The organism is Streptomyces sp. NPDC045021 (genome assembly GCF_056432645.1).
The window spans coordinates 381,439-400,525 of the sequence record NZ_JBWKIQ010000001.1; the positions used below are offsets into that span (position 1 = coordinate 381,439).

General features: G+C 71.4%; 17 protein-coding genes. 8 read left to right on the plus strand and 9 right to left on the minus strand.

The window, feature by feature from the left end; translation table 11 throughout:
- Positions 1 to 57: 57 nt before the first annotated feature.
- The 3 genes from AC07DC_RS01735 to AC07DC_RS01745 are packed head-to-tail and all read right to left on the minus strand — an operon-like array spanning position 58 to position 6,919.
- Positions 58 to 4,749 carry an FtsK/SpoIIIE domain-containing protein gene (locus tag AC07DC_RS01735; protein WP_478910844.1) on the minus strand — a complete coding sequence of 1,564 codons (4,692 nt, stop codon included), beginning with the start codon at positions 4,747 to 4,749 and terminating at the stop codon, positions 58 to 60.
- Positions 4,746 to 6,362, minus strand: coding sequence for a hypothetical protein (locus AC07DC_RS01740; protein WP_478910846.1), 1,617 nt, complete (start codon positions 6,360 to 6,362; stop codon positions 4,746 to 4,748). Before AC07DC_RS01740 ends, AC07DC_RS01735 begins: the two co-directional genes overlap by 4 nt.
- Positions 6,359 to 6,919: a sigma-70 family RNA polymerase sigma factor gene (locus tag AC07DC_RS01745; RefSeq protein WP_478910847.1), complete on the minus strand. Its 561-nt coding sequence runs from the start codon at positions 6,917 to 6,919 to the stop codon at positions 6,359 to 6,361. The genes AC07DC_RS01740 and AC07DC_RS01745 overlap by 4 nt, the downstream gene beginning before the upstream one ends.
- Before the next feature lie 463 nt (positions 6,920 to 7,382).
- On the opposite strand from AC07DC_RS01745, the gene AC07DC_RS01750 reads away from it, so the two are divergent.
- Both AC07DC_RS01750 and AC07DC_RS01755 read left to right on the plus strand, forming a co-directional pair.
- Positions 7,383 to 8,483: an LLM class flavin-dependent oxidoreductase gene (locus tag AC07DC_RS01750; protein WP_478912567.1), complete on the plus strand. Its 1,101-nt coding sequence runs from the start codon at positions 7,383 to 7,385 to the stop codon at positions 8,481 to 8,483.
- 58 nt (positions 8,484 to 8,541) lie between these two features.
- The gene (locus AC07DC_RS01755) at positions 8,542 to 9,177 is read left to right on the plus strand and encodes an FMN reductase (protein WP_478910849.1); all 636 of its coding nucleotides are present in this window, start codon (positions 8,542 to 8,544) and stop codon (positions 9,175 to 9,177) included.
- Between the two features lie 117 nt (positions 9,178 to 9,294).
- On the opposite strand, the gene AC07DC_RS01760 is transcribed toward AC07DC_RS01755, so the two are convergent.
- From AC07DC_RS01760 to AC07DC_RS01770, 3 genes are all read right to left on the minus strand, one after another.
- On the minus strand, positions 9,295 to 9,732 hold the full coding sequence (locus tag AC07DC_RS01760; RefSeq protein ID WP_478910851.1) for a nitroreductase family deazaflavin-dependent oxidoreductase: 438 nt from the start codon (positions 9,730 to 9,732) through the stop codon (positions 9,295 to 9,297).
- A 145-nt stretch (positions 9,733 to 9,877) separates the two neighbouring features.
- Positions 9,878 to 10,483: an O-methyltransferase gene (locus AC07DC_RS01765; protein WP_478910853.1), complete on the minus strand. Its 606-nt coding sequence runs from the start codon at positions 10,481 to 10,483 to the stop codon at positions 9,878 to 9,880.
- Between the two features lie 50 nt (positions 10,484 to 10,533).
- Positions 10,534 to 10,695 carry a hypothetical protein gene (locus tag AC07DC_RS01770; protein ID WP_478910855.1) on the minus strand — a complete coding sequence of 54 codons (162 nt, stop codon included), beginning with the start codon at positions 10,693 to 10,695 and terminating at the stop codon, positions 10,534 to 10,536.
- 378 nt (positions 10,696 to 11,073) lie between these two features.
- Here AC07DC_RS01770 and AC07DC_RS01775 point away from each other — a divergent pair, with 378 nt between their 5' ends.
- From AC07DC_RS01775 to AC07DC_RS01790, 4 genes are all read left to right on the plus strand, one after another.
- On the plus strand, positions 11,074 to 12,435 hold the full coding sequence (locus tag AC07DC_RS01775; protein WP_478910857.1) for a glycoside hydrolase family 76 protein: 1,362 nt from the start codon (positions 11,074 to 11,076) through the stop codon (positions 12,433 to 12,435).
- Positions 12,432 to 13,988 (plus strand): FG-GAP-like repeat-containing protein, encoded by a 1,557-nt coding sequence (locus AC07DC_RS01780; RefSeq protein ID WP_478910859.1) that lies wholly within the window; start codon positions 12,432 to 12,434, stop codon positions 13,986 to 13,988. The genes AC07DC_RS01775 and AC07DC_RS01780 overlap by 4 nt, the downstream gene beginning before the upstream one ends.
- Before the next feature lie 309 nt (positions 13,989 to 14,297).
- Positions 14,298 to 14,960: a hypothetical protein gene (locus AC07DC_RS01785; RefSeq protein WP_478910861.1), complete on the plus strand. Its 663-nt coding sequence runs from the start codon at positions 14,298 to 14,300 to the stop codon at positions 14,958 to 14,960.
- Between the two features lie 141 nt (positions 14,961 to 15,101).
- A complete protein-coding gene (locus tag AC07DC_RS01790; protein ID WP_478910863.1) occupies positions 15,102 to 15,581 on the plus strand; it encodes a hypothetical protein in 480 nt (159 codons plus the stop codon).
- A gap of 36 nt (positions 15,582 to 15,617) precedes the next feature.
- Here AC07DC_RS01790 and AC07DC_RS01795 read toward each other — a convergent pair whose 3' ends face one another.
- Both AC07DC_RS01795 and AC07DC_RS01800 read right to left on the minus strand, forming a co-directional pair.
- A complete protein-coding gene (locus AC07DC_RS01795) occupies positions 15,618 to 15,848 on the minus strand; it encodes a DUF6011 domain-containing protein (protein WP_478910865.1) in 231 nt (76 codons plus the stop codon).
- Between the two features lie 10 nt (positions 15,849 to 15,858).
- The gene (locus tag AC07DC_RS01800; protein WP_478912569.1) at positions 15,859 to 16,395 is read right to left on the minus strand and encodes a chloramphenicol phosphotransferase CPT family protein; all 537 of its coding nucleotides are present in this window, start codon (positions 16,393 to 16,395) and stop codon (positions 15,859 to 15,861) included.
- On the opposite strand from AC07DC_RS01800, the gene AC07DC_RS01805 reads away from it, so the two are divergent.
- Both AC07DC_RS01805 and AC07DC_RS01810 read left to right on the plus strand, forming a co-directional pair.
- Positions 16,292 to 16,510, plus strand: a complete 219-nt coding sequence (locus AC07DC_RS01805; protein ID WP_478912655.1) for a hypothetical protein — start codon at positions 16,292 to 16,294, stop codon at positions 16,508 to 16,510. The two genes, AC07DC_RS01800 and AC07DC_RS01805, sit on opposite strands and share 104 nt — an antisense overlap.
- A 56-nt stretch (positions 16,511 to 16,566) precedes the next feature.
- Positions 16,567 to 17,772, plus strand: a complete 1,206-nt coding sequence (locus AC07DC_RS01810) for a low temperature requirement protein A (RefSeq protein ID WP_478910867.1) — start codon at positions 16,567 to 16,569, stop codon at positions 17,770 to 17,772.
- A 54-nt stretch (positions 17,773 to 17,826) separates the two neighbouring features.
- Here the strand turns inward: AC07DC_RS01810 and AC07DC_RS01815 are convergent, their stop codons facing one another.
- Positions 17,827 to 19,026 carry a glycoside hydrolase family 64 protein gene (locus AC07DC_RS01815; protein WP_478910869.1) on the minus strand — a complete coding sequence of 400 codons (1,200 nt, stop codon included), beginning with the start codon at positions 19,024 to 19,026 and terminating at the stop codon, positions 17,827 to 17,829.
- Positions 19,027 to 19,087 lie beyond the last annotated feature (61 nt).

Sequence of the window (19,087 nt, forward strand, 5' to 3'; positions counted from 1 at the left end):
CCGCGCCCGCGGCCACCTTTCCCGGTGTCCGCGGGCGCGCTCGCTCTCTGCGACGGGTCAGGCGTCGTCCGCCCGCAGCACCGTCTCCGGGACCAGTACCGACACCAGCAGACCCGACACCGGGTCGACGGTCAGCCCGCGACCGGGAGTCGGGCGGCCGCGCAGCAGGTCGTACGGAACGCGGATGCCCAGCAGGTCGCCCTCGGCCGGTGACTGCGGCGACAGCAGGACGCCCTTGCGGACCCGTCGTACCTGGCCCAGCCAGCCGATGCCCGCCGAGGTGAGGGTCTCCGCGGTGGCGGCCACCGCCAGCCCGTAGCCGCGGTCGCGCCCGGTGGCCGCGATGTCGCGGAGCACCGAGTCGGCGGCCGGCATCTGGGCGAGCAGGTCCGCGTCGTCCACCAGCACGACCGCGGGCCCGGTCCCGGACTCCAGCGCCTCGCGGACCTCGTCGGCCATCGGGTCGGGCGATTCCAGCACGACGGCCTGCGGGTGCCTGCGCAGCCCGCGCAGCGGCGACTCGCGCGGGGTGATCGCCACCACCCGCGTACCGCCGGCCAGCAGCGAGACCGCGAGGCTGGCCAGCGCGGTGGAACGGCCGGCCCCGGGAGGACCGCTGATGAGGAATGACGGCGAGTCCGCCGCGAAGTCCACGCCCACCGGCTCCAGGTCGTCACCGCCGATCCCCAGCAGCCCCCACAGCGGACGCCGCTGGGCCGCCGGCACCTTCGCGTACGCGTCGGTGAACGTCACCTGCTTCGGCAGCGTCATCACCCGGGCTGGCCGCCGGGCGGCCGGGACGTCCCGGTCGCGGCGCGCCGCCTCGGCGCCGATGCGCTGCAGCGCGTCCGCCTGCTCGCGGCCGGTGGGCAGGCCGCCCGACAGCTCGCCGAGCAGCGCCACCTGCACCTCCATGGCGCTGCCGCCGCGCCAGCCGCGCCCCTGCGGGACCACGGCCGGGATCAGTTTCGCCGGGATGCCCGCCAGCATGTACTCGCTGCGGTCGGTGAGCCGCAGCAGCAGCCGCTCGTCGTTGAGCGAGGCGACCTTGCCGGACAGCAGAGCACGTTCCGAGGTGGCGATCACATGCACGCCCATCGGCGCGCCCTCGCGGATCAGCGCGGTGAGCTCCTGGACGGGCCGGCCGCCGTCGTGGTCGCCGAGCAGCGCGGTCAACGAGTCCCAGCCGTCGATCAGGACCACCAGATGCGCGGGCCGCTCGGCCGCAGGCAGCAGAGTGCGCAGCTCGGCGAGGCTGGCCACGCCGTGCTGGGTCAGCAGCTCCTGGCGGCGGCCCATCTCCCCGAGCAGCCGGGCCAGCAGCCGGTTGAGGCGCTCCAGGTCGGCCCGGGGGACCACCGCACCGCAGTGCGGCAGCGCGCTGAGCGCAGCGAGCGCGCCGCCGGCCGCGTCGATCCCGTACAGGTGCACATCGGCCGAGGAGTGCCGGCGGGCCAGCGCTCCGCCGATCGTCCGCAGCGCCTGGGAGCGCCCCGACCGCGGGGTGCCGATGATGTAGAGGTGCCCGAACTGGGAGAAGTCCAGCTCCAGGGGCTCCTGGAGCTGGGCGCCCGGCAGGTCGGCGAGCGCCCAGGGGACGGGGGCCAGCCGGCCGTTGGGGAGGTCCGGCCGCACGGGCAGGTCGTGCAGTGAGATCGCCGGCGGGAGCGCGGGCAGCCACGGGCTGGGCTGGTGCGGCACGTCCAGCTGCTCCGCCGCCTCCCGGATCGATTCGACCAGGGCCGTCAGATCGGTGGGCGCGTCGGGGTCGTCGGAGTGGTCCGGCGCATCGGCGTCGGAGGCGTGCTCGGGACCGGGCTCGGCGGCCGTACGTCCCAGCAGCGTCCAGTCGACCTCGCTGGTCCAGACGGGAGGTTCGGCCACCGGCCGCGCTTCCACGCCCACGCCCGTCCCGGCGCCCGACGTGTCCGCTCGCGGCTGCTCGCCGTCGGTGTCCTTCCCCGCGCGGGGCGCTCCGACGAAGGCCGTCTGGAACGGCAGGACGGAACGGTGTCCGATGCGGGCCAGAGCGCGGCCCGGGGTGGCCGCGGAGATGGTCACCGCGTCATTGACCTCCAGGACGTCCTGGCTGTCCATGCTGTCCGTGACGCGCAGCGAGATGCGCAGGTTGGTGTTGGCGCGGATGTCGGCGGTGACGACGCCGGCGGGCCGCTGCGTGGCCAGGATCAGGTGCAGGCCCAGGGAGCGGCCGCGCTGCGCGATGGAGACCAAGCCGGGAACGAACTCCTGGACGTCCCGCGCCAGGGTGGCGAACTCGTCGATGATCAGCAGCAGTCGGGGCAGCGCCGCCAGCGACGGATCGCGCCGCCGCAAGGAGCGGTACTCCATATGGTCCTTGGCGCCCACATGGGCCAGGATCCGTTCCCGCCGGGTGAGTTCCGCGCCGAGCGATGCCAGGGCTCGCTCCACCAGGTGGCTGTCGAGGTCGGTGACCATGCCCAGAACGTGCGGCAGTCGCACGCAGTCCTGGAAGGCACTGCCGCCCTTGTAGTCGACGAGCACGAACGTCATCTCGTCGGGCCGGTTCACGGCGGCGAGCGAGGCGACCAGCGTCTGCAGCAGCTCGGACTTGCCGGCGCCGGTGGTGCCGGCGACCAGCCCGTGCGGGCCGTCCTTGACCAGGTCGAAGGTGACAGGACCGGTGTAGCCGACGCCCAGCAGTGCGGCGGTGGAGGCCGGTCGCTTGGTCCACCGGCGGGCCAGTTCCTCGCTCCGGGGCGGCTCCAGCTCCAGCAGGCCGAGCAGTCCGACCCGGTCCGGCAGCCCGTCGGAGCCGTCGGGAGTGACATCGCGAACGGGCGCGAGCCCCCGGCCGATCCGCTCGCACCAGTCGGTGTCGACCAGATCCGGACGGATCTCGGTGAGATCCGCGCTGCCGGTACGGCGCAACGTCAGTTCGCGGGCACCGACGACGCAGACCGAGACGCACTCCTCGGGGAGCATCCGCTCCTCCTGGTCGATGCAGATCAGGAAGACCCGGACGGCCGGCCCTTCCTTCAGCACCTGCACCACGCCGGGCACGTCACGCAGCCGCCGTGCCCCGTCCAGCACCACCACGAGGTCCGGTTCGCTGAGCAGCGCCCCGCTCATCGCGGAGTTGCGGGCACGCATCCGGGAACGGACGGCCGAGACCAGTTCCGAGACGCGGTTGGCGACGGTCTCCGGATCGTTCCCGAGGGTGACGGCCGGACCGCCGGAGTTCTCCGCGGAGACGCCGCCACGGCCGGGCCGGGCGTGCGGCAGCCAGCGCACCCACTCCCAGGCCGGGGCTCCTGCCGTGTCGGTGAGGACGGTGATGCGCACATCGCGCGGGCTGTGCAGGATCGCGGCCTGTGCCACGGTCCATCGGGCCAGCGCGCGTGCCGCGTCGCGCTCGCCGGCGATGCCGACCACACCGTCACCGGCCAGGTCGACACCGACCGGCATGTCGGGGATCCGCCAGTTCACGGAGCGGTGGTTGTCCTCGCGGGAGGTGTCCTCGACGGTGAGCAGCGAGGACTGGCCGACCGTTCCGACCCGGAGCACGAGGTGGTCCGGGTGACCGCGGCGGCGCTCCCACAAGCGCGCGCCGGGGCCGACCGCCCACAGTCCCGCGCCGGCCGGATCGGGACCGCCGGCCACCCGCAACCGCCGCTCCCGGTCGACCTTCTGCTGGATGTCCTGCTCCAGGGAGGCACGCCGGGCCCGGTAGCTGGCGACGCCGTCGGTGAACTCCCGACGTCCGCTCTTGCGACCGCTCATCCAGTTGCCGATGGCCAGGACCGGGCTGAAGACCGCGAACATCAAGTAGAAGTACGAATGGAGGATGGTGACCATGCCGACGCCGAGAAGGAGCGGCGCGAACACCACCAGCAGCGGCACCGGGCGCTTGGTGGGCGGGCTCGGCGGTGACGGCAGGACGAAGCGTTCGGGCAGCAGCGGTGGGATGATCCGCGGCGGCCGGTTGAAGTCCAGGAACGCGCCGTCGGCGGAGACGGTGACGGCCGCGTCCGCCTCGGTGGGCTCCGCCACCCGCAGCAGGAATTCGCCCAGCACGAGTTCACCGCCGAGCGGCCACTCCTGCCAGCCCCGGGGCAGCGGTTCATGGGCGTCGGCGTACGGATCGGGCAGTTCGGGCGGCGGGGCGGGCGGCAGCGGCGTCGCGTCGGCACGCGGTCGGGCCGGCGGCGGCTCGGGCGCGGACAGCCTGACGCTCTCGGCCTGACCGGTGTTCAGCAGTACGGTCCCGTCGGGACGGACGGTGATCCGCACTCCCTGCGGCGGTACGTCCCGACCCTCCAGGAAGACCGCGCTGCCCGGCAGCGGACCGGCGCCGTGTGTGCCGGGCTCCAGCAGCCAGACCCGTCCGGCGTCCCGGCCACCGACCAGTTGGAGTTCCACCCGGGGGCCGCGCGGCAGCCGTTCGCCGTCCGCGGACCGGGACGGCGGCGGCAGCCGGTCGCGCAGTGGCCCGTAACCGTCGGGCTCCGGTGCGGCCGGTCCGCCGAGCCCGAGCCTGGCTCCGTCCCGCACCCCGGCGGCGGACAGCGGCAGCTCGGCAGGAAGCCGCCGGTCGCCCAGGTAGAGCGGGGGGAGTTCGTCACCGCCGGGAACACCGTTCGCCTCCTGGCCGGCATGGGCCAGCCTGGCGACGAGCGCGCCCACGGTGGTGGCGCCGGTGGCGTCGATCATGAGATCGCGGCCCTGGTCCGGCGTTTCGACCGGAGTGATGCTGAGGAAGAGTCTCACGGGGTGGGAGAAGTCCGATCCGGGATTTCGCCGGGGGCGGCGGGCAGGGGACGTGACGCGGCGGAGATACCCGCGGACCGCGCGGGCGCCGCGGCGGGCTCGGGCTCCGCGAGGTCGAGGTCCGGGTCCGGGGTCAGGGCGGGGGCCAGGTCCGGGGTCGGGGCGGGGGCCAGGTCCGGGGTCGGGGCGGGGGCGGGGCTTGGAGCGGGATCCGGGTGCGGGTCCGGATCCCGGTGGGAGTCCGGTGCGGGCGCGGGGGCGGGTACGGGGACGGAGGCCGTTGCGGGGAGCGGATCGAGCTCGCCCCGGGGGGCCTGAGAGACGCCCGGGTCCGCGAGCTGTGTCTGTGCCCCGGCGCCGGCAGGCGATACGTCGGGCTCGGTGAAGTCCGGATCGCCGACACCGGGCTCCCCGTTCGCCGCCTCGGCGGTCGTTACCGGCGGTGTTTCCGCTGTTCCGGGCGGTATGGTGACGGAACCGGCCGCTGCCGGTTCCGTGGCGGGACCGCGCGACCGGAGGCGTCGGATCGCGCGCCCCACGGCCCGGCCGAGCGAGGCCGCCTCCACGTCGATCTGCATGCCCGGACCCAGCAACCGCCCGTCGGCCTCCGCGTGCAGCGTCCAGCTGGAGCCCGGGAGGCTTCCGCCGACGAGTACGCGGGCGTGGCCCTCGGCGCTGAGTGCGGCCAGCCGTTCCGCCTGCTCCGGCGTCGGCATCCAGCAGGCCAGCACCGGCGGCAGCTCGGCGTACGGAGCACCGACCCGATCGCTGCCCGTTTCCGCGGCCGTTTCCGCTCCCGTTTCCGTCTCCGCGTCCGGATCGGCTCCGAGTTCGGTCGCCGAGCTCCCCCGCCCGGACAACTCCTCGATGAGATCGTCGAGTTCCAGGCCGGGAAAACGCGGATGCAGACCTCGTGCGACGTGGACCTCCGGCCCGTCCGGCAGGCTGTCGAGCTGGGCGGTGAGCGCGTGCACGACGCTGCGCGCCACCCGCGCGTCGCCTTCGACCACCAGCGAGGACGGACCGCTCAACCAGTCGACGAGGACGACCCCCGGCGCGCGGCGGTCCACGCCGACGGCGAGCAGCAGCCGGTTCCGGTCCTCCTCGATCGCCGCGGACGCCGACAGTTCCGCCTGCGCCGGGGCGGCCCAGGTCCACTCCCCCGGCCCTGCGGCATCCGCCCAGTCGCCGGTGGGGCCGAGCGGATCCCGGCCCGCGATGACCACCTGTGTCCGGTCGCGCGACGGCCCGATCCACACGGTCGGGGCGTAGCAACCGGCACCCTGGGCCGCATCGGCGCGGTCCAGCGCCGCGCCCGCGAGCGCCCGCGCCTGCGGGTCGGTGAGGAAGGCCGTCAGCATGCGCGCGCGGCGGCGGTGCAGCCGGTAGGCGCGGAACGGCTGGGAGAAGGCGCGGCCGGTCATCCGGATCTCCCACACGACGCGCCGGCACGTTCGCCGGAAGCCGCCCTGGGCCTTGACGATGCGGCCGATCCCCCACATCAGCAGGACCAGCACGGCCAGCAGGCCGATGATGATCAGCCAGGAGTTCCGGTCGGGCATCGCGAGGGCGAGCGGCTGCCCGCCGGCGACGGGTACCGTGCGGCCGGTCACGCGCACTCCCGCGAGAAGGCGGCCGAGCGTCGCAGGTCACGCATCGCGTGGTGCAGACGGGACTTGACGGTTCCGGTCGGGATCCCCAGGGCGAGCGCCGTGTCGGGGCCGGAACATCCGAGCAGGTACGTGTACACCAGAACCTCACGGTGGGGGCGGGAGAGCGGGGCGAGCAGCTCGACGAGGTGGGTGCGGTCCACGACGCGGGCCTGGTCGTCCACGGTGGCGGCGGTCTCGGGCAGATACGCGGTGGGCAGGGCGGGGCGGACACCGTCCCTGCGACTCCAGTCGATGACCACGTTGCGGGCCACGGTGCAGAGCCAGGGCAGTCCCGGCAGGAAGCCTTCCCGCCGCCCCGACCCCGATCCGGTGGCGGTCGCCAGCCAGGCCCGCAGCAGGGTCTCCTGCACGGCGTCCTCGGCCCGCTGCGGATCACCGGGAAGGAGCGTGCGCACGTAGCGCAGGAGGGGTTGGCGATGGGGTCCGATCAGTGCGGTGAACCGCTCGTCCGACTCGCGCGTCGCGTAGCGCGGGGCGGAGAGTGCCGCTGAACTCATGGTGCTGCTGCCTCGGAAGGTTCGGGGTGATCGGGGCGCCTGTCACGCGGGGTACCGGGCGAGGGAAGGGGTATCCGGATAGGTGGATCCACCACAGACCGCACACCCTAGTCACGGGACGCGCGCGGAGGCAAAGGCGCCAATTGGCCAAATCCCCTGTGGAGCAGGCGGTTTGCGCCATCTTCGGGCGATGCGGTGCCCGGTCGCGGGGGGCCGCACAGCAGCCGTTGGGCCTTGGTTTGCACCGGTCCGACCGCGAGCCGCGGGGCTCGGGAAGCCGCCGTCCGGCCGCTCGACGGGTTCGCCGGGAACGAGGCGACAATCACACTCGGTAGCGGACCGGGCGGGGAGTGGAGTACGGAGCGCCCCGTCCCGACCTGGGCAGAGCGGTGGGAATAGAGACGCGGGGTCGGCCGTTCATGGAGATAGTTGAATCAGCAACTACATGGATGTGGTGAGCACAGTGCAGTTCGGGATCTTCAGCGTCGGCGATGTCACCGCCGATCCCACCTCGGGGACGACGCCCACCGAGAACGAGCGGATCAAGGCGATGGTAGCCATCGCACTCAAGGCCGAGGAGGTCGGTCTCGACGTCTTCGCGACCGGCGAGCACCACAACCCGCCCTTCGTGCCGTCGTCGCCCACGACCATGCTCGGCTACATCGCGGCGCGGACCGAGCGGATCATCCTCTCCACCTCGACGACGCTGATCACCACCAACGACCCCGTGAAGATCGCCGAAGACTTCGCCATGCTGCAGCACCTGGCCGACGGCCGCGTCGACCTGATGCTCGGGCGCGGCAACACCGGACCGGTCTACCCCTGGTTCGGCAAGGACATCCGCCAGGGCATCCCGCTCGCGGTCGAGAACTACGCGCTGCTCCACGAGCTGTGGCGCAACGACGTGGTCGACTGGCAGGGCACGTTCCGTACGCCGTTGCAGTCCTTCACCTCCACGCCCCGGCCGCTCGACGGTGTTCCGCCGTTCGTCTGGCACGGCTCGATCCGCAGCCCGGAGATCGCCGAACAGGCGGCCTACTACGGCGACGGGTTCTTCGCGAACAACATCTTCTGGCCGAAGGAGCACTTCGTGCGGCTCATCGAGCTCTACCGGGAGCGGTTCGCCCACTACGGCCACGGCACTCCGGAGCAGGCCGTCGTCGGTCTCGGCGGGCAGGTGTTCATGCGCAAGAACTCGCAGGACGCGGTACGGGAGTTCCGCCCGTACTTCGACAACGCCCCCGTCTACGGACACGGCCCCTCGCTGGAGGAGTTCACCGATCAGACGCCGCTGACCGTGGGCAGCCCGCAGGAGGTCATCGACAAGACCCTGTCCTTCCGCGACTCCTTCGGCGACTACCAGCGCCAGCTGTTCCTCATGGACCACGCCGGCCTGCCGCTGAAGACCGTCCTGGAACAGCTCGACCTGCTCGGCGAGGAGGTCGTGCCGGTCCTGCGCAAGGAGTTCGCCGCAGCCCGGCCCGCCGAGGTGCCGGCCGGCCCCACCCACGCCGACCTGGTCGCGCGCGCCCTGACCGCTGCCGACCCGGCCGACGCCGTCTGAGCCGTCTGAGCTGCCAACCCGCCGTGACCCCCGCTGACCCTCTGGGGAGAAGGAGCACATGAACACCGTGAATCTCGTCGTCGTCTCAGCCGGTCTGAGCCGGCCGTCCTCGACGCGACTGCTGGCCGACCGGCTCGGCGAGGCGACCCGGCGCGGCCTGAGCGACCGGGACGAGAACCGTACGGTCGCCGTCCGCGTCATCGAACTGCGCGAGCTCGCCGCCGACATCGCCAACCATCTGGTGACCGGCTTCCCCAGTGCGGCACTGCGGGACGCCATCGAGGCGACGGAACGAGCCGACGGCCTGATCGCCGTGACCCCGATCTTCAGCGCCTCGTACAGCGGCTTGTTCAAGTCGTTCTTCGACGTGCTCGACAACGGGGCGCTCACCGGCAAGCCCGTCCTCATCGCGGCCACCGGCGGTACCGCGCGGCACTCGCTCGCGCTGGAGCACGCGATGCGACCGCTCTTCGCCTACCTGCGGGCGCTCGTCATGCCCACGGCCGTCTTCGCCGCTTCTGAGGACTGGGGCTCGAGCGGGGACGCGTCCACGGACGGCCTCGCCGCCCGGATCGCCCGCGCAGCGGGAGAGCTGGCCGACCAGCTGGCGGGCAGGCCCGCCGCCGACCCGCCCACCACCGACCAGGTGGTGCCGTTCGCCCAGCAGTTGGCGGCGCTCCGACCCGGCGCCTGACCGCGCCCACCGCCCGACGACGTCCACCGTCCGCCGGAACTGAAACCACCGCCGGCCGCCGTTCTCAACGGCGGCCGGCGGTGGCATGAAAAAGCCGGCCCGTTCCCCGGGTGGCGCTCAGGCGGACGGCAGCAGACGGAACACCGGGTGGCGGGCGGACTCGGCGACGAACTCCTCATCCGTCGAGTCCCGCGTCACGTCGAAGTACGCACGGGTGACGGGCACTTCGCGCAGGTACTGGCGCAGCACCGGGACGCTCTCCGCGGGCCCAAGTTCGACGGTGCGCAGGTCCTCCGAGCGGCCACCCCGGCTGATGCTGACCTGACCCGCGGCCCGGGTGTTGTGCACCCAGTTGGTGACCCCGTACGCGGCGACCAACCAGCGACTGCCGTCGGACTCCATCACATCGACCGGCGTCGAACGGAGTTGGCCCGACGTCCGGCCCCGAACGGTCAGGACGTGCCGGTACCCCTTCCCGATCCCGAAGCGGGTCATCACCGCGAACACCCCGTTCACCGCCCGCGTACCGGTACCGACCCGATAGCTCTTCGCCATCACCGCTCCTGCTCTCGGCAGAGGTCCAACGGGCCCCGCAACATTGCGGGACAGACCCCTTGATGTTCATGGACAGTTCCTGGATACAAGCACATCCGGGGTCGCGGGATGTCCTGACAGCGCCCTACCTGCGCCGTGGACCGCCTCAGTCGGCCGCGGGGGTGTAGACGCCCACGACGACGCTGAGGTCGGCCGCGAGCCGCAGCTCGGCCGCGCGCAGTTCCGGGTGTTCCAGCCAGTGCAGACGGGGCAGGTCGGGTGCGCCGTCGAACAGCGGCGGCCAGGTGACGGCCGGAGTGAAGTCATCGATGACCACCGTGCCGCCCGGGGCGAGCAGTTGCGAGGGAGCGGCCGCGTCACCGCCCTTGCCCTGGCCACCGCCATCGAGAACCAGCAGGTCGTAAGGGCCCCGGTCCGCGATGCGGCGCCAGTCGGCGTGCAGGATCTCGACGTGGTCGCAGTCCTTGAAGACCTCTGCGGCAATACGCGCCCGCTGCGCATCGCGTTCCACACTGATGAGCCGGACACCGTCGGCGGCGCCGGAGGCCAGCCAGGCCAGTCCGACGCCGCACCCCGTCCCGGTCTCACCGATCCGCCGCTGTGCGCCCCCGGCCAACACCTGTAGCAGTCGGCCCTGTTCAGGTCTGCAGGAGTACGCGAACCCATGGTGTCGGGCCGCTTGCACGGCTCGTTGGACGAGCGGTGGCAGGACGTCGACCTCGTCGTACCCGTCGGTGCCCTGGAGTGACATGGCACGACTGTCGCAGGCCGGCCCCTCACACGGGGCGGCGACGGCGGATGCTATCGCGGTGCGCTCTCCAGGTCCTGGTCGAACTCGCCGTCCGACTCCGCCGGGGTGAACGGAAGAAGGGCCGGGGAGAGGAACGGATCCGTCGACGGCCCCGGAGACTGCTGGTTCGGGCTGGTTTCCGGGCGGAGCGTTTCGGAGAACAACGAAGACATGGGCACCTTCTGACAATCGGTCCCGTCCGCTTCAGCGGACGGGCAGCGCTAACAGAAAGGTACACGCGTACGAATCGGTCGTGATCACACCACGCCGCGCGGCCGGCCCACGACCTGCGGCCCATGACCTGCGACAGATCATCATGTCCTGCGCATTGACGGGCCCCTACAGCGCCATTAACTTCTGTGAGCGCTCTCAGACTTCGTGCCCGCCGCTCCCCCGTCGGCCGTCAAGTCACCGGAGGTCCCGTGAAGGCAGTCCGGTTCATCACCACCGCGCTCGTCGCAGCACTGTGGACAACGTTGTCAATCCATCCCGTCTCAGCCTCGTCCGAGGCTTCGCCGGAGGCCTCTTCCCTCCCGCCGGTCGCGACCGTCATGGCGTCCGTCTGCAACAGGTACTGCGACGGCCGTGACCCCGCCCTGTCCCCGCAGGACCGGGTACCCGTGACGGCGACCGTCTTCTCCCGCATCGTCGGCCTGCACTTCGACGACCAGGACGCGATGGGCTGGGCGTCGATCGACAACGGCAACGCGGGCGACGAGGTCTGGCTCGACCGGTCCTTCGAGGGCGGCCGCACCTGGACCGCCGGCAGCCGCCTCGGAGCCACCACCGTGCCCGCCGGCCGGCGGGGTTGGCGTACGCAGATGTACAACGTGGACGACTGGAACGGCCACGGCGTCGGCGCCCTGCGCGCCTGCGGCAGGGCCGGCGACCGGCCGGACATCGTCTGCACCCCCTGGGCTCGGACCACCTGGAACGCGGGCGACCGGCGGACCGCGGCGGCCACCGCGCAGATGCAGTTCTACGACTACGGCACCGGCCTGTTCGACACGACCGGCTGGTGGAACTCGGCGAACGCCCTGACCGCGGTCATCGACAACATCCGCGTGACGGGCATGGGCAGCTACGAGTACGCCATCGCGCGCACCTACGACCTGAACATCAACGCTCAGGGAGGGCAGTTCCGCAACGACTACCTCGATGACTCCGGCTGGTGGGGGATGGCGTGGGTGGCGGCCTACGACCTCACCGGCGACAGCCGGTATCTCAACACCGCCCGCGCGGACGCCGACCACATGGCCGCGTACTGGGACGGCACCTGCGGCGGCGGGGTGTGGTGGAACACATCGCGGACGACCAAGAACGCCATCCCCAACGCCCTCTACATCCAGCTCAACTCGGCGCTGCACAACCGGATTCCGGGCGACACCGGCTATCTGCAGCGCGCCCTGGCCGGCTGGTCCTGGTTCCAGCGGACCGGCCTCGTCAACTCCTCGCACCTGGTCAACGACGGGATCAGCATGTCGACGTGCAAGAACAACGGCAGCACCGTCTGGTCCTACAACCAAGGTGTGCTCCTCGCCGGCCTCACCGAGCTCAACCGCGCGACGAACGACCCGGCGCTCCTTGCCACGGCCCGCCAGATCGCGGTCGCCGCGACGACGTCCACGGTCCTCAACACCAGCGACGGCATCCTCCGCGACCCCTGCGAGTCAGGTAACTGCGGCGCCGACGGCCCGTCCTTCAAGGGCGCCCATGTGCGGGGTCTGGGCCGTCTCAACGCGGCCCTCTCCGACCACCCGTTCACCTCCTACCTGCACCGTCAGGCGGATCGCGCGTACGCGGCCGACCGTAACCCCCTGGACCAGTACGGTCTGCGCTGGTCTGGTCCACCGGACGCGATGGACGCGGCCCGGCAGCACAGCGCGCTCGACCTGATGGACGCGGCGTCATGAGTCCGCGGAACCGGATGAGGCGGATCGGTGGCGTCCTCGCCCTCGTCGGCGCCGTCGCGTTGGCGCTGCTGCCTTCCTGTTCGCAGGCCGTGGAGCCCGCCCCGCCCGTTCTCCGGGTGATGCCGCTGGGCGACTCGATCACCTGGGGCGTCGGCAGCGCCACGACCTCGTCGTACCGGCTCCCGCTGTGGAACCTGCTGGCCGGCCAGTCCCGCTACTCCGTGCGGTTCGTGGGTTCCCAGGCCTCGGGGAGCCTGCCCGACTTCTCCAACGAGGGGCACAGCGGCTACACGATCGACCAGATCCGCGGCGGTGTCGACGCCTGGCTGGCCGGGGCGCGGCCGGATGTCGTGCTGCTCCATATCGGCATCAACGATCTGGACCGGGGCATCGACCCCGCCCATGCCCCGGACCGGCTCACCGCACTCGTCGACCACATCTTCGTCGACCGGCCCGGTATCACGGTCCTCACCATGGGTCTCATCCCGACCACGCCCGGCCTGGAGACCGCGACGAGTGTGTACAACGCGCGGCTGCGGACCCTGGAGAGCGCGGAGCAGCAGGCGGGGAAGAAGTTCCGTTACGTCGACCCGCCCGCACTGACCTCTGCGGAGATGATCGACCTCCTGCACCCCAACGACGCCGGCTACCGGCGCATGGCCCAGCCGTTCTACAAGGCGCTGGACCGTGCGTTCACCGATGGATGGGCGGTGGGCGGGACGCCGTTGGGCGCGGGTACCGAGGCGGGCGGCACGGGCAAGGTGCGCTGGGCCGACTTCGACGGTGACCGCAGCACGGACTACCTCGCCGTCGCGAGCAGCGGCGCGGTCTCCGTCCACCTCAATCGCGGTGGCGACGGTCACGGCGGCTGGTCCCCGCTGGGCCAGGTCGCCACCGGCCTGACCACCGACCCGGCCAGGGTGCGGTTCGCCGACTTCGACGCGGACGGCCGCGCCGACTACCTCCTCATCAACACCAACGGCTCGATCACCGCCTACCTCAACCGAGGAGGCGACGGACGCGGCGGCTGGTCCCCCCTTGGCCAAGTGGCCACCGGCCTGACCACCGACCCCGCGAGAGTGCGATTCGCCGACTTCGACGGAGACGGCAGAACCGATTACCTCCTGATCAACCCCAATGGCTCGATCACCGCCTATCTCAATCGCGGTGGCGACGGTCACGGCGGCTGGTCCCCGCTGGGCCAGATCGCCACCGGCCTGACCACCGAGGCGGCCAAGGTGCGGTTCGCCGACTTCGACGCGGACGGCCGCGTCGACTACAGCGTGATCGCCGCGAGTGGCGCCGTTCAGACGTACCTCAACCGGGGCGGCGACGGACGCGGCGGCTGGCTGCAGCTCGGTGGTATCGCCTCGGGCCTGACGGGCAACGCCGATCTCGTCTCCTTCGCCGACTTCACCGGTGACGGCAACGCCGACTACCTCCTCACCGAGCCGGGCACCAACGCCGCCGGTGTGTACGGCTGGGCCGGCGGCGACGGCCACGGCGGTTGGACCGACCGGGGCCGCGTCTTCTCCGGGGTCCCCATCGGGTGACACGCCCGCGGCGGCCGGGGAGTCGGGGCGCGATGAGCCGGCGAACCGGGCGGCCGCCCACCCACACCCTCTATGCCCCGAATCCCACTGACATTTCCGGCAATGGCGGACCCCGAAGAGCTTGGGTTTACCTTTACGATCACCAAGTTGACAGGAGCCACGCAGGAGTTGACGATGAGTGACGCCCCCAAAGCCCGCGTGCCCGAGACCGGTTCATGACTGTCTCGACGTTCACGCGATGGCGCGGGGCACCGTGCGGACACCGTTGCCTTTGGCGCGCCCGCCGTCATGAACTGTGTGGAGGAAGCTGTGATATCCAAGCGCGGACTGGTCGCCGCCACCGCTGCCGGAGCGGGCGCGCTGCTGCTCGCCACCGGTCCTGCCGTCGCCTGCAGCATCCGCGACTTCAGTGCGGACGCCACAGCGGCGTGCGACACGAGCACCGGTACGCCGATGGCTGCGATCACCGTCACGGACAAGGACCCCTCCGGTACGCCGGCCGACATCTCCGTGGTGCTCCGCATGGCGTCCGGCCTGTCGGGACCGGTTGTCGGCACCGTGCACATCGCTCACCCGACCGCCGCGGGAGTCACCAAGAAGATCCTCGTGGAGTGGATGCAGGGGTATCAGTGGTCCGTCCAGGTGACGGCCGGAACCCTGCACTCGGAGCTGCTGGACGTCCACCCCGTGTCCCCCGACACTGCCTGCACGCTTCCCGCGAAGCCGACGACCGAGCCCGCGAAGCCGACGCCGACCCCGACCGCGACGAAGCCCGCGCCCGTGTCCGCGGCGCCGTCCACCCCGGGCCAGTCGACCCCGTCTCCCTCCGACTCCCCCACCGGAACCGTCCTCGCGACGACCGGTGGCGGCGGGGACAGCACGACGATCGCGGCGCTCGCCAGCGCGTTCCTCCTGGTCGGAGCGGGCGGGCTGTTCGTCCTGCGCCGCCGCGCCGACACCGGCCGGCACTGACACCACACCTTCGGCGCTCCGGCCCGCGGACGACACCTCCCCCCATGCCTTCTGGGCGGTGTCGTCCGCGAGTGGTTCACTGGTCACTGTCCGTGATCGATCAGTGAGCGGCCGCCAGGCCCTGCCGTCGAGGAGACCCGTATGTCCTACCGCTCGAAGCTGCGCGGAGCCGTGATCGGCGCCTGTTCCGCGGCCCTGGTGACCAGTTGCGGCCTCCTAGTCCTTCCGGCGCAGGCGGACGACGGATCGGCGGCCGCTTCGGTGGCCGCGGTCCGCCAGGAGTCGAAGGCCGTCAAGCGGGTCACGGCCTTCTACGACCAGTACATGGCCGCCATCGAGGGCAAGAACCCCGACATGAACCCGCGAGAGGTCCGGAACGAGTTCCTCACCCCCGCGCTCAACGACAGACTCGACGCCTGGGCCGAGAAGAACATGGCCGACCCGGTCTTCCGCGCGCAGAACACTCCGAAGGACCGGTCGGTTCGCTACGAGGGCAGCGGGGCCGGACACGCCACGGTGGTGGTGACCGAGTACTGGGGTTCCGGCTCCCCCACGCAGGTCTGGTACCAGGCGCCTCTCGACGGCTCCCGCATCTCGGACCTGACGGACCCGCCGGCCTGACCCGGACGCGAACGCCTCCGGCTCCCGGCTCCCGGCTCAGAACCCTGGCAACTGCTCCTGCTCGACACCGTTCTCCGCCGGACGGGGGGCACTCCGGGTATCGAGCTTGTTCCGGCAGCCCTCCCCCAGCCCCCACAACCGGGACTCCGGATCATTCAACGGCCGCCCACAGAGCCGGCACAGAACACGGGGGCGCCCGGCGGCCGGCTCGTCAGGAGTGGCGAAGCCGGGCAGGAGCGCGGGGTCGGAGTCCGGGGCGGGGAACATGTGTCCAGGTCTACCAGCTACCGCCCCGCACCACGCGCCGCAACTGCTCGAACGCAGTGGGGGTCGGCCGCCGCGGCAGAAAATCCTTGATCTGCCGGGCGCAGTCGAGCGGACCGGCCGCGCCGGTGTCGCACTCGACGTCGTAGATGCCATGGTCATGAACCTGGGCGAGCTGCTTGGCGGCGAGACCCGACGGGCGGTCACCGCGCGCCTGCTCGCGTCGTTCCAGCTCCTGCAGAGGGCAGTGCACACCGACCAGGACGACGTCCTCGGGGGCGAACAGGTCGAGGCAGTCGAGCAGCCGCCACCGGGCGCTCAGCACATGGTCCACCACGATGTTGTTCCCCGCCGCCGCCATGCCGGCGACCGCGCGGTGGTAGCCCATCCAGGTGCGTTCGAGCATCGCCGGCAGCTGCTCCGGGCCGAAGTCCCGTCGTGAGCGCATGGCGTGGAAGGCATCCACCGGCATGTGGAAGTACGTCTCTTCAAGGATCGCCAGTAGTTCCTCGGCGATGCTCGACTTCCCCGAACTCGATGTGCCGTTCAAGAAGATGATCAGCCCGCCGGACGTCCGCGACGTTCCGGCCGGGTCGGCGGTCCCCTCGGACCTGGGCACTGGTGGTGCCGCCATTGTGTCCTCTCCCCCGCTCGCGCTCTGCTGACGTCCGATCATGATGCCGGTTTGGTGCCCCGGAGGAACAGCGGCAATATCTGGCACATGTCCAGTGACAGCGGGATCGCAGGAGTCTCATCCGGCCTTCCGGCGAAAAGGGTCTCCTGGGTCGAGCTCTACTTCGACCTCGTCTACGTGTACGTCGTCTCCCGGTTGGCTCTCGGCATCGTCGAACACCCCGACGCGGGTGGCGTCTGGCTGACCGTGCTCCTTTTCGCCATCCTCTGGTGGACCTGGATCGGCTTCGCCGTCCTCTACAACCGCCACGGCGACGAGGAACGCCGCGGGGAACGTCTCGTGATCCTCGCCGGGACGCTGCCCTGCGCCGTCGCCGGCGCCCAGGTGCCCGACGCGGTGGACGGGCACTACCTCGGCTTCGGCCTGGCGCTCGCCGCGGCACGACTGCTGCTCGCCGGCGCGCATCTCGCCGAGACCGAACGCGCCCTGCGCTGGCACCCGCTGGACGTATGGAGCAGTTACGTCTTCTCGGCCCTGGTACTCACCGTGTGGGGGGTGTGGGGCGAGGGCCGCGACTGGCTCATCTGGCTCGTGCTGCTCGCCCTCGTCTACGAGGCCGCCCGTCTGCTCGCGCCACGCCGCTCGGCCGCCCAGCGGCCCGGCGCCGAGATCGAGCCGCGACACCTCGCGGAGCGCTTCGGCCTCTTCATGATCATCATGCTGGGAGAGGTCGTCGCCGCGGGGGCCGGAGCGGATCCCGGCACGGGCGAGGACTTCGGCTACTGGTGCGGGCTGGTCGGCGGACTGCTGCTGGCGGCGGCGCTGTGGTGGATCTACTTCGACTCCGTCGCCGAAGCCATCGAGCACGCTCTGACCTCGACCGACCGCGTGCTCTCCGCCGCCCGCACCCTCTACGCCGGGGGACATCTGCGGCCCGCCTTCGGACTGCTGCTGGTCTCCGCCGGGCTGGAACTCTGCCTGCGGGAGCAGCCGCCCGGGCATGTCGAGCTGGCCGGCTCGTGGCTGCTCACCGTCGGTGTCGCCCTCTATTTCTCCGGCAACCTGCGCTTCTTCCGCCGCGGCGGCGGGATCCGGCGCTTCCTCCTCGGCTCGGCGGCGACCGCCGCCACCGTCTGCCTGGCCTTCCTCGTCGGCCCGGAGAGGCTGACCCCGCGCCAGCTGATCCCGCTGCTCGCGCTGTGGACGATCCTGGCGGCCGTGCTCGTCGGCCGACGGCAGCGGAGCCACGCCGACCGCATGGCATCCGCGTCCGCCTGGCCCCGTCAGACGTGAGCCGCCGCCCGCCCGGGGACTTCCGGGCGGGCGGCGCTGTTCGGGTGGCAGGCCTCAGTTGAACGGGTCGAGGGTGATGTACGCCTGCTGCGGGTTGGAGTCGTTCACCAGCGACTCGTGGTTGCCGACGTCGTCGAAGGCGAAGGCGTACGCCTTGCCGTCGACCATCTGCGCGTGGATCTTCCGGGCGAAGTGGTTGGTCACCGTGTCCTGGTAGAAGGTCGCGGAGCTCGTGTCCGGCTGGTTGGCGTTGACGAGCAGCGTCGAGCGGTTGTACGCCGCGCACAGGGTGCGGGCGATCGGGCCGCGCACCAGGTCGTTGGGGGCGTCCAGGAGCTTGTAGCAGCCGAAGATGCTGTCGGCGTCGGGCTTCTGGAAGGAGGTGACCACCGCGCCGGAGCTGTTGGTGAAGTTCATGACGTTGCCGGAGACCTTGCCGAAGTACTTGGTGTTCGGCTGGTCGGCGAACGGCGTCACGGTCAGCGTGGAGCTCGCGTACTTGCTCCACACCCGGTTGATGTAGTCGTTCATCACGGTGGCCGGCAGGGCGCCGGACTCGATGCCGTGGCCGGGCGCGAGGGCGCGCAGCACGGTGCCGTCGGAGCGGGTCTGGATCAGGTTCGCCCAGCCGCCCGGCTGGCCGCGCAGCGCGCTGTAGAAGCCGTTGTACCCGCCGGGCTTGAGGTGCCCGGTGGACTTGGTGGAGCCGTTGGGGAGTTTGACGCCGACGGCGTAGGGGGCCGAGAACATGTCGACCTGCGTGCTGTTGATCCACAGCCCGGAGTCGTTGAGCGTGTACTCGGACCAGTTGAAGAGGATGTTGTGGTTCGGGTCGCTGGGGTTCTGCACCGCGGGCTGCACCAGCCCGCCGGTGGCCAGCTTGAACACCAGCTTCTGGCCGTAGGAGAAGTAGACCCGCCCGGAGAACTTCGGCATCCGGAGCGTCATGGACTGGCCGTTGGCCGGTCCGGCGATCGAGGCGTCCGGCGCCGGCGTGGGGGGATTGCCGCCGGTGGGCCAGGCGTGGAACGTACCGCTCGCGTCGGCCCAGCCCTGTCGGCCGGTCGAGAGCTGGGTCCCGAGGTTGTAGATGTAGATCTGTTCGCCGCGACCGGAGTTGTTCGTGAAGGTGAGCGGGATGGTCGCGGGCACCGCGGCTCCCGCGGGGGCGATGGGGCCGATGGTCGCGATACCTGTGCCGATGACCGCCGCCGTTATCAGCGACACCAACAGCTTCCATTTTCTGGCGAACACGCTTTGCTCCTTGCTTCGTACAGGCAACGTGGGGGGACGTGGAGGCCGATACGACCGTCTG

Excerpts from the sequence above, each read along its gene's own strand:
- AC07DC_RS01745 (WP_478910847.1), bottom strand. The coding sequence starts at position 6,919 with ATGAGTTCAGCGGCACTCTCCGCCCCGCGCTACGCGACGCGCGAGTCG.
- AC07DC_RS01755 (WP_478910849.1), top strand. The coding sequence starts at position 8,542 with ATGAACACCGTGAATCTCGTCGTCGTCTCAGCCGGTCTGAGCCGGCCG.
- AC07DC_RS01760 (WP_478910851.1), bottom strand. The coding sequence starts at position 9,732 with ATGGCGAAGAGCTATCGGGTCGGTACCGGTACGCGGGCGGTGAACGGG.
- AC07DC_RS01765 (WP_478910853.1), bottom strand. The coding sequence starts at position 10,483 with ATGTCACTCCAGGGCACCGACGGGTACGACGAGGTCGACGTCCTGCCA.
- AC07DC_RS01770 (WP_478910855.1), bottom strand. The coding sequence starts at position 10,695 with ATGTCTTCGTTGTTCTCCGAAACGCTCCGCCCGGAAACCAGCCCGAAC.
- AC07DC_RS01775 (WP_478910857.1), top strand. The coding sequence starts at position 11,074 with ATGGCGTCCGTCTGCAACAGGTACTGCGACGGCCGTGACCCCGCCCTG.
- AC07DC_RS01780 (WP_478910859.1), top strand. The coding sequence starts at position 12,432 with ATGAGTCCGCGGAACCGGATGAGGCGGATCGGTGGCGTCCTCGCCCTC.
- AC07DC_RS01790 (WP_478910863.1), top strand. The coding sequence starts at position 15,102 with ATGTCCTACCGCTCGAAGCTGCGCGGAGCCGTGATCGGCGCCTGTTCC.
- AC07DC_RS01795 (WP_478910865.1), bottom strand. The coding sequence starts at position 15,848 with ATGTTCCCCGCCCCGGACTCCGACCCCGCGCTCCTGCCCGGCTTCGCC.
- AC07DC_RS01805 (WP_478912655.1), top strand. The coding sequence starts at position 16,292 with ATGGCGTGGAAGGCATCCACCGGCATGTGGAAGTACGTCTCTTCAAGG.
- AC07DC_RS01810 (WP_478910867.1), top strand. The coding sequence starts at position 16,567 with ATGTCCAGTGACAGCGGGATCGCAGGAGTCTCATCCGGCCTTCCGGCG.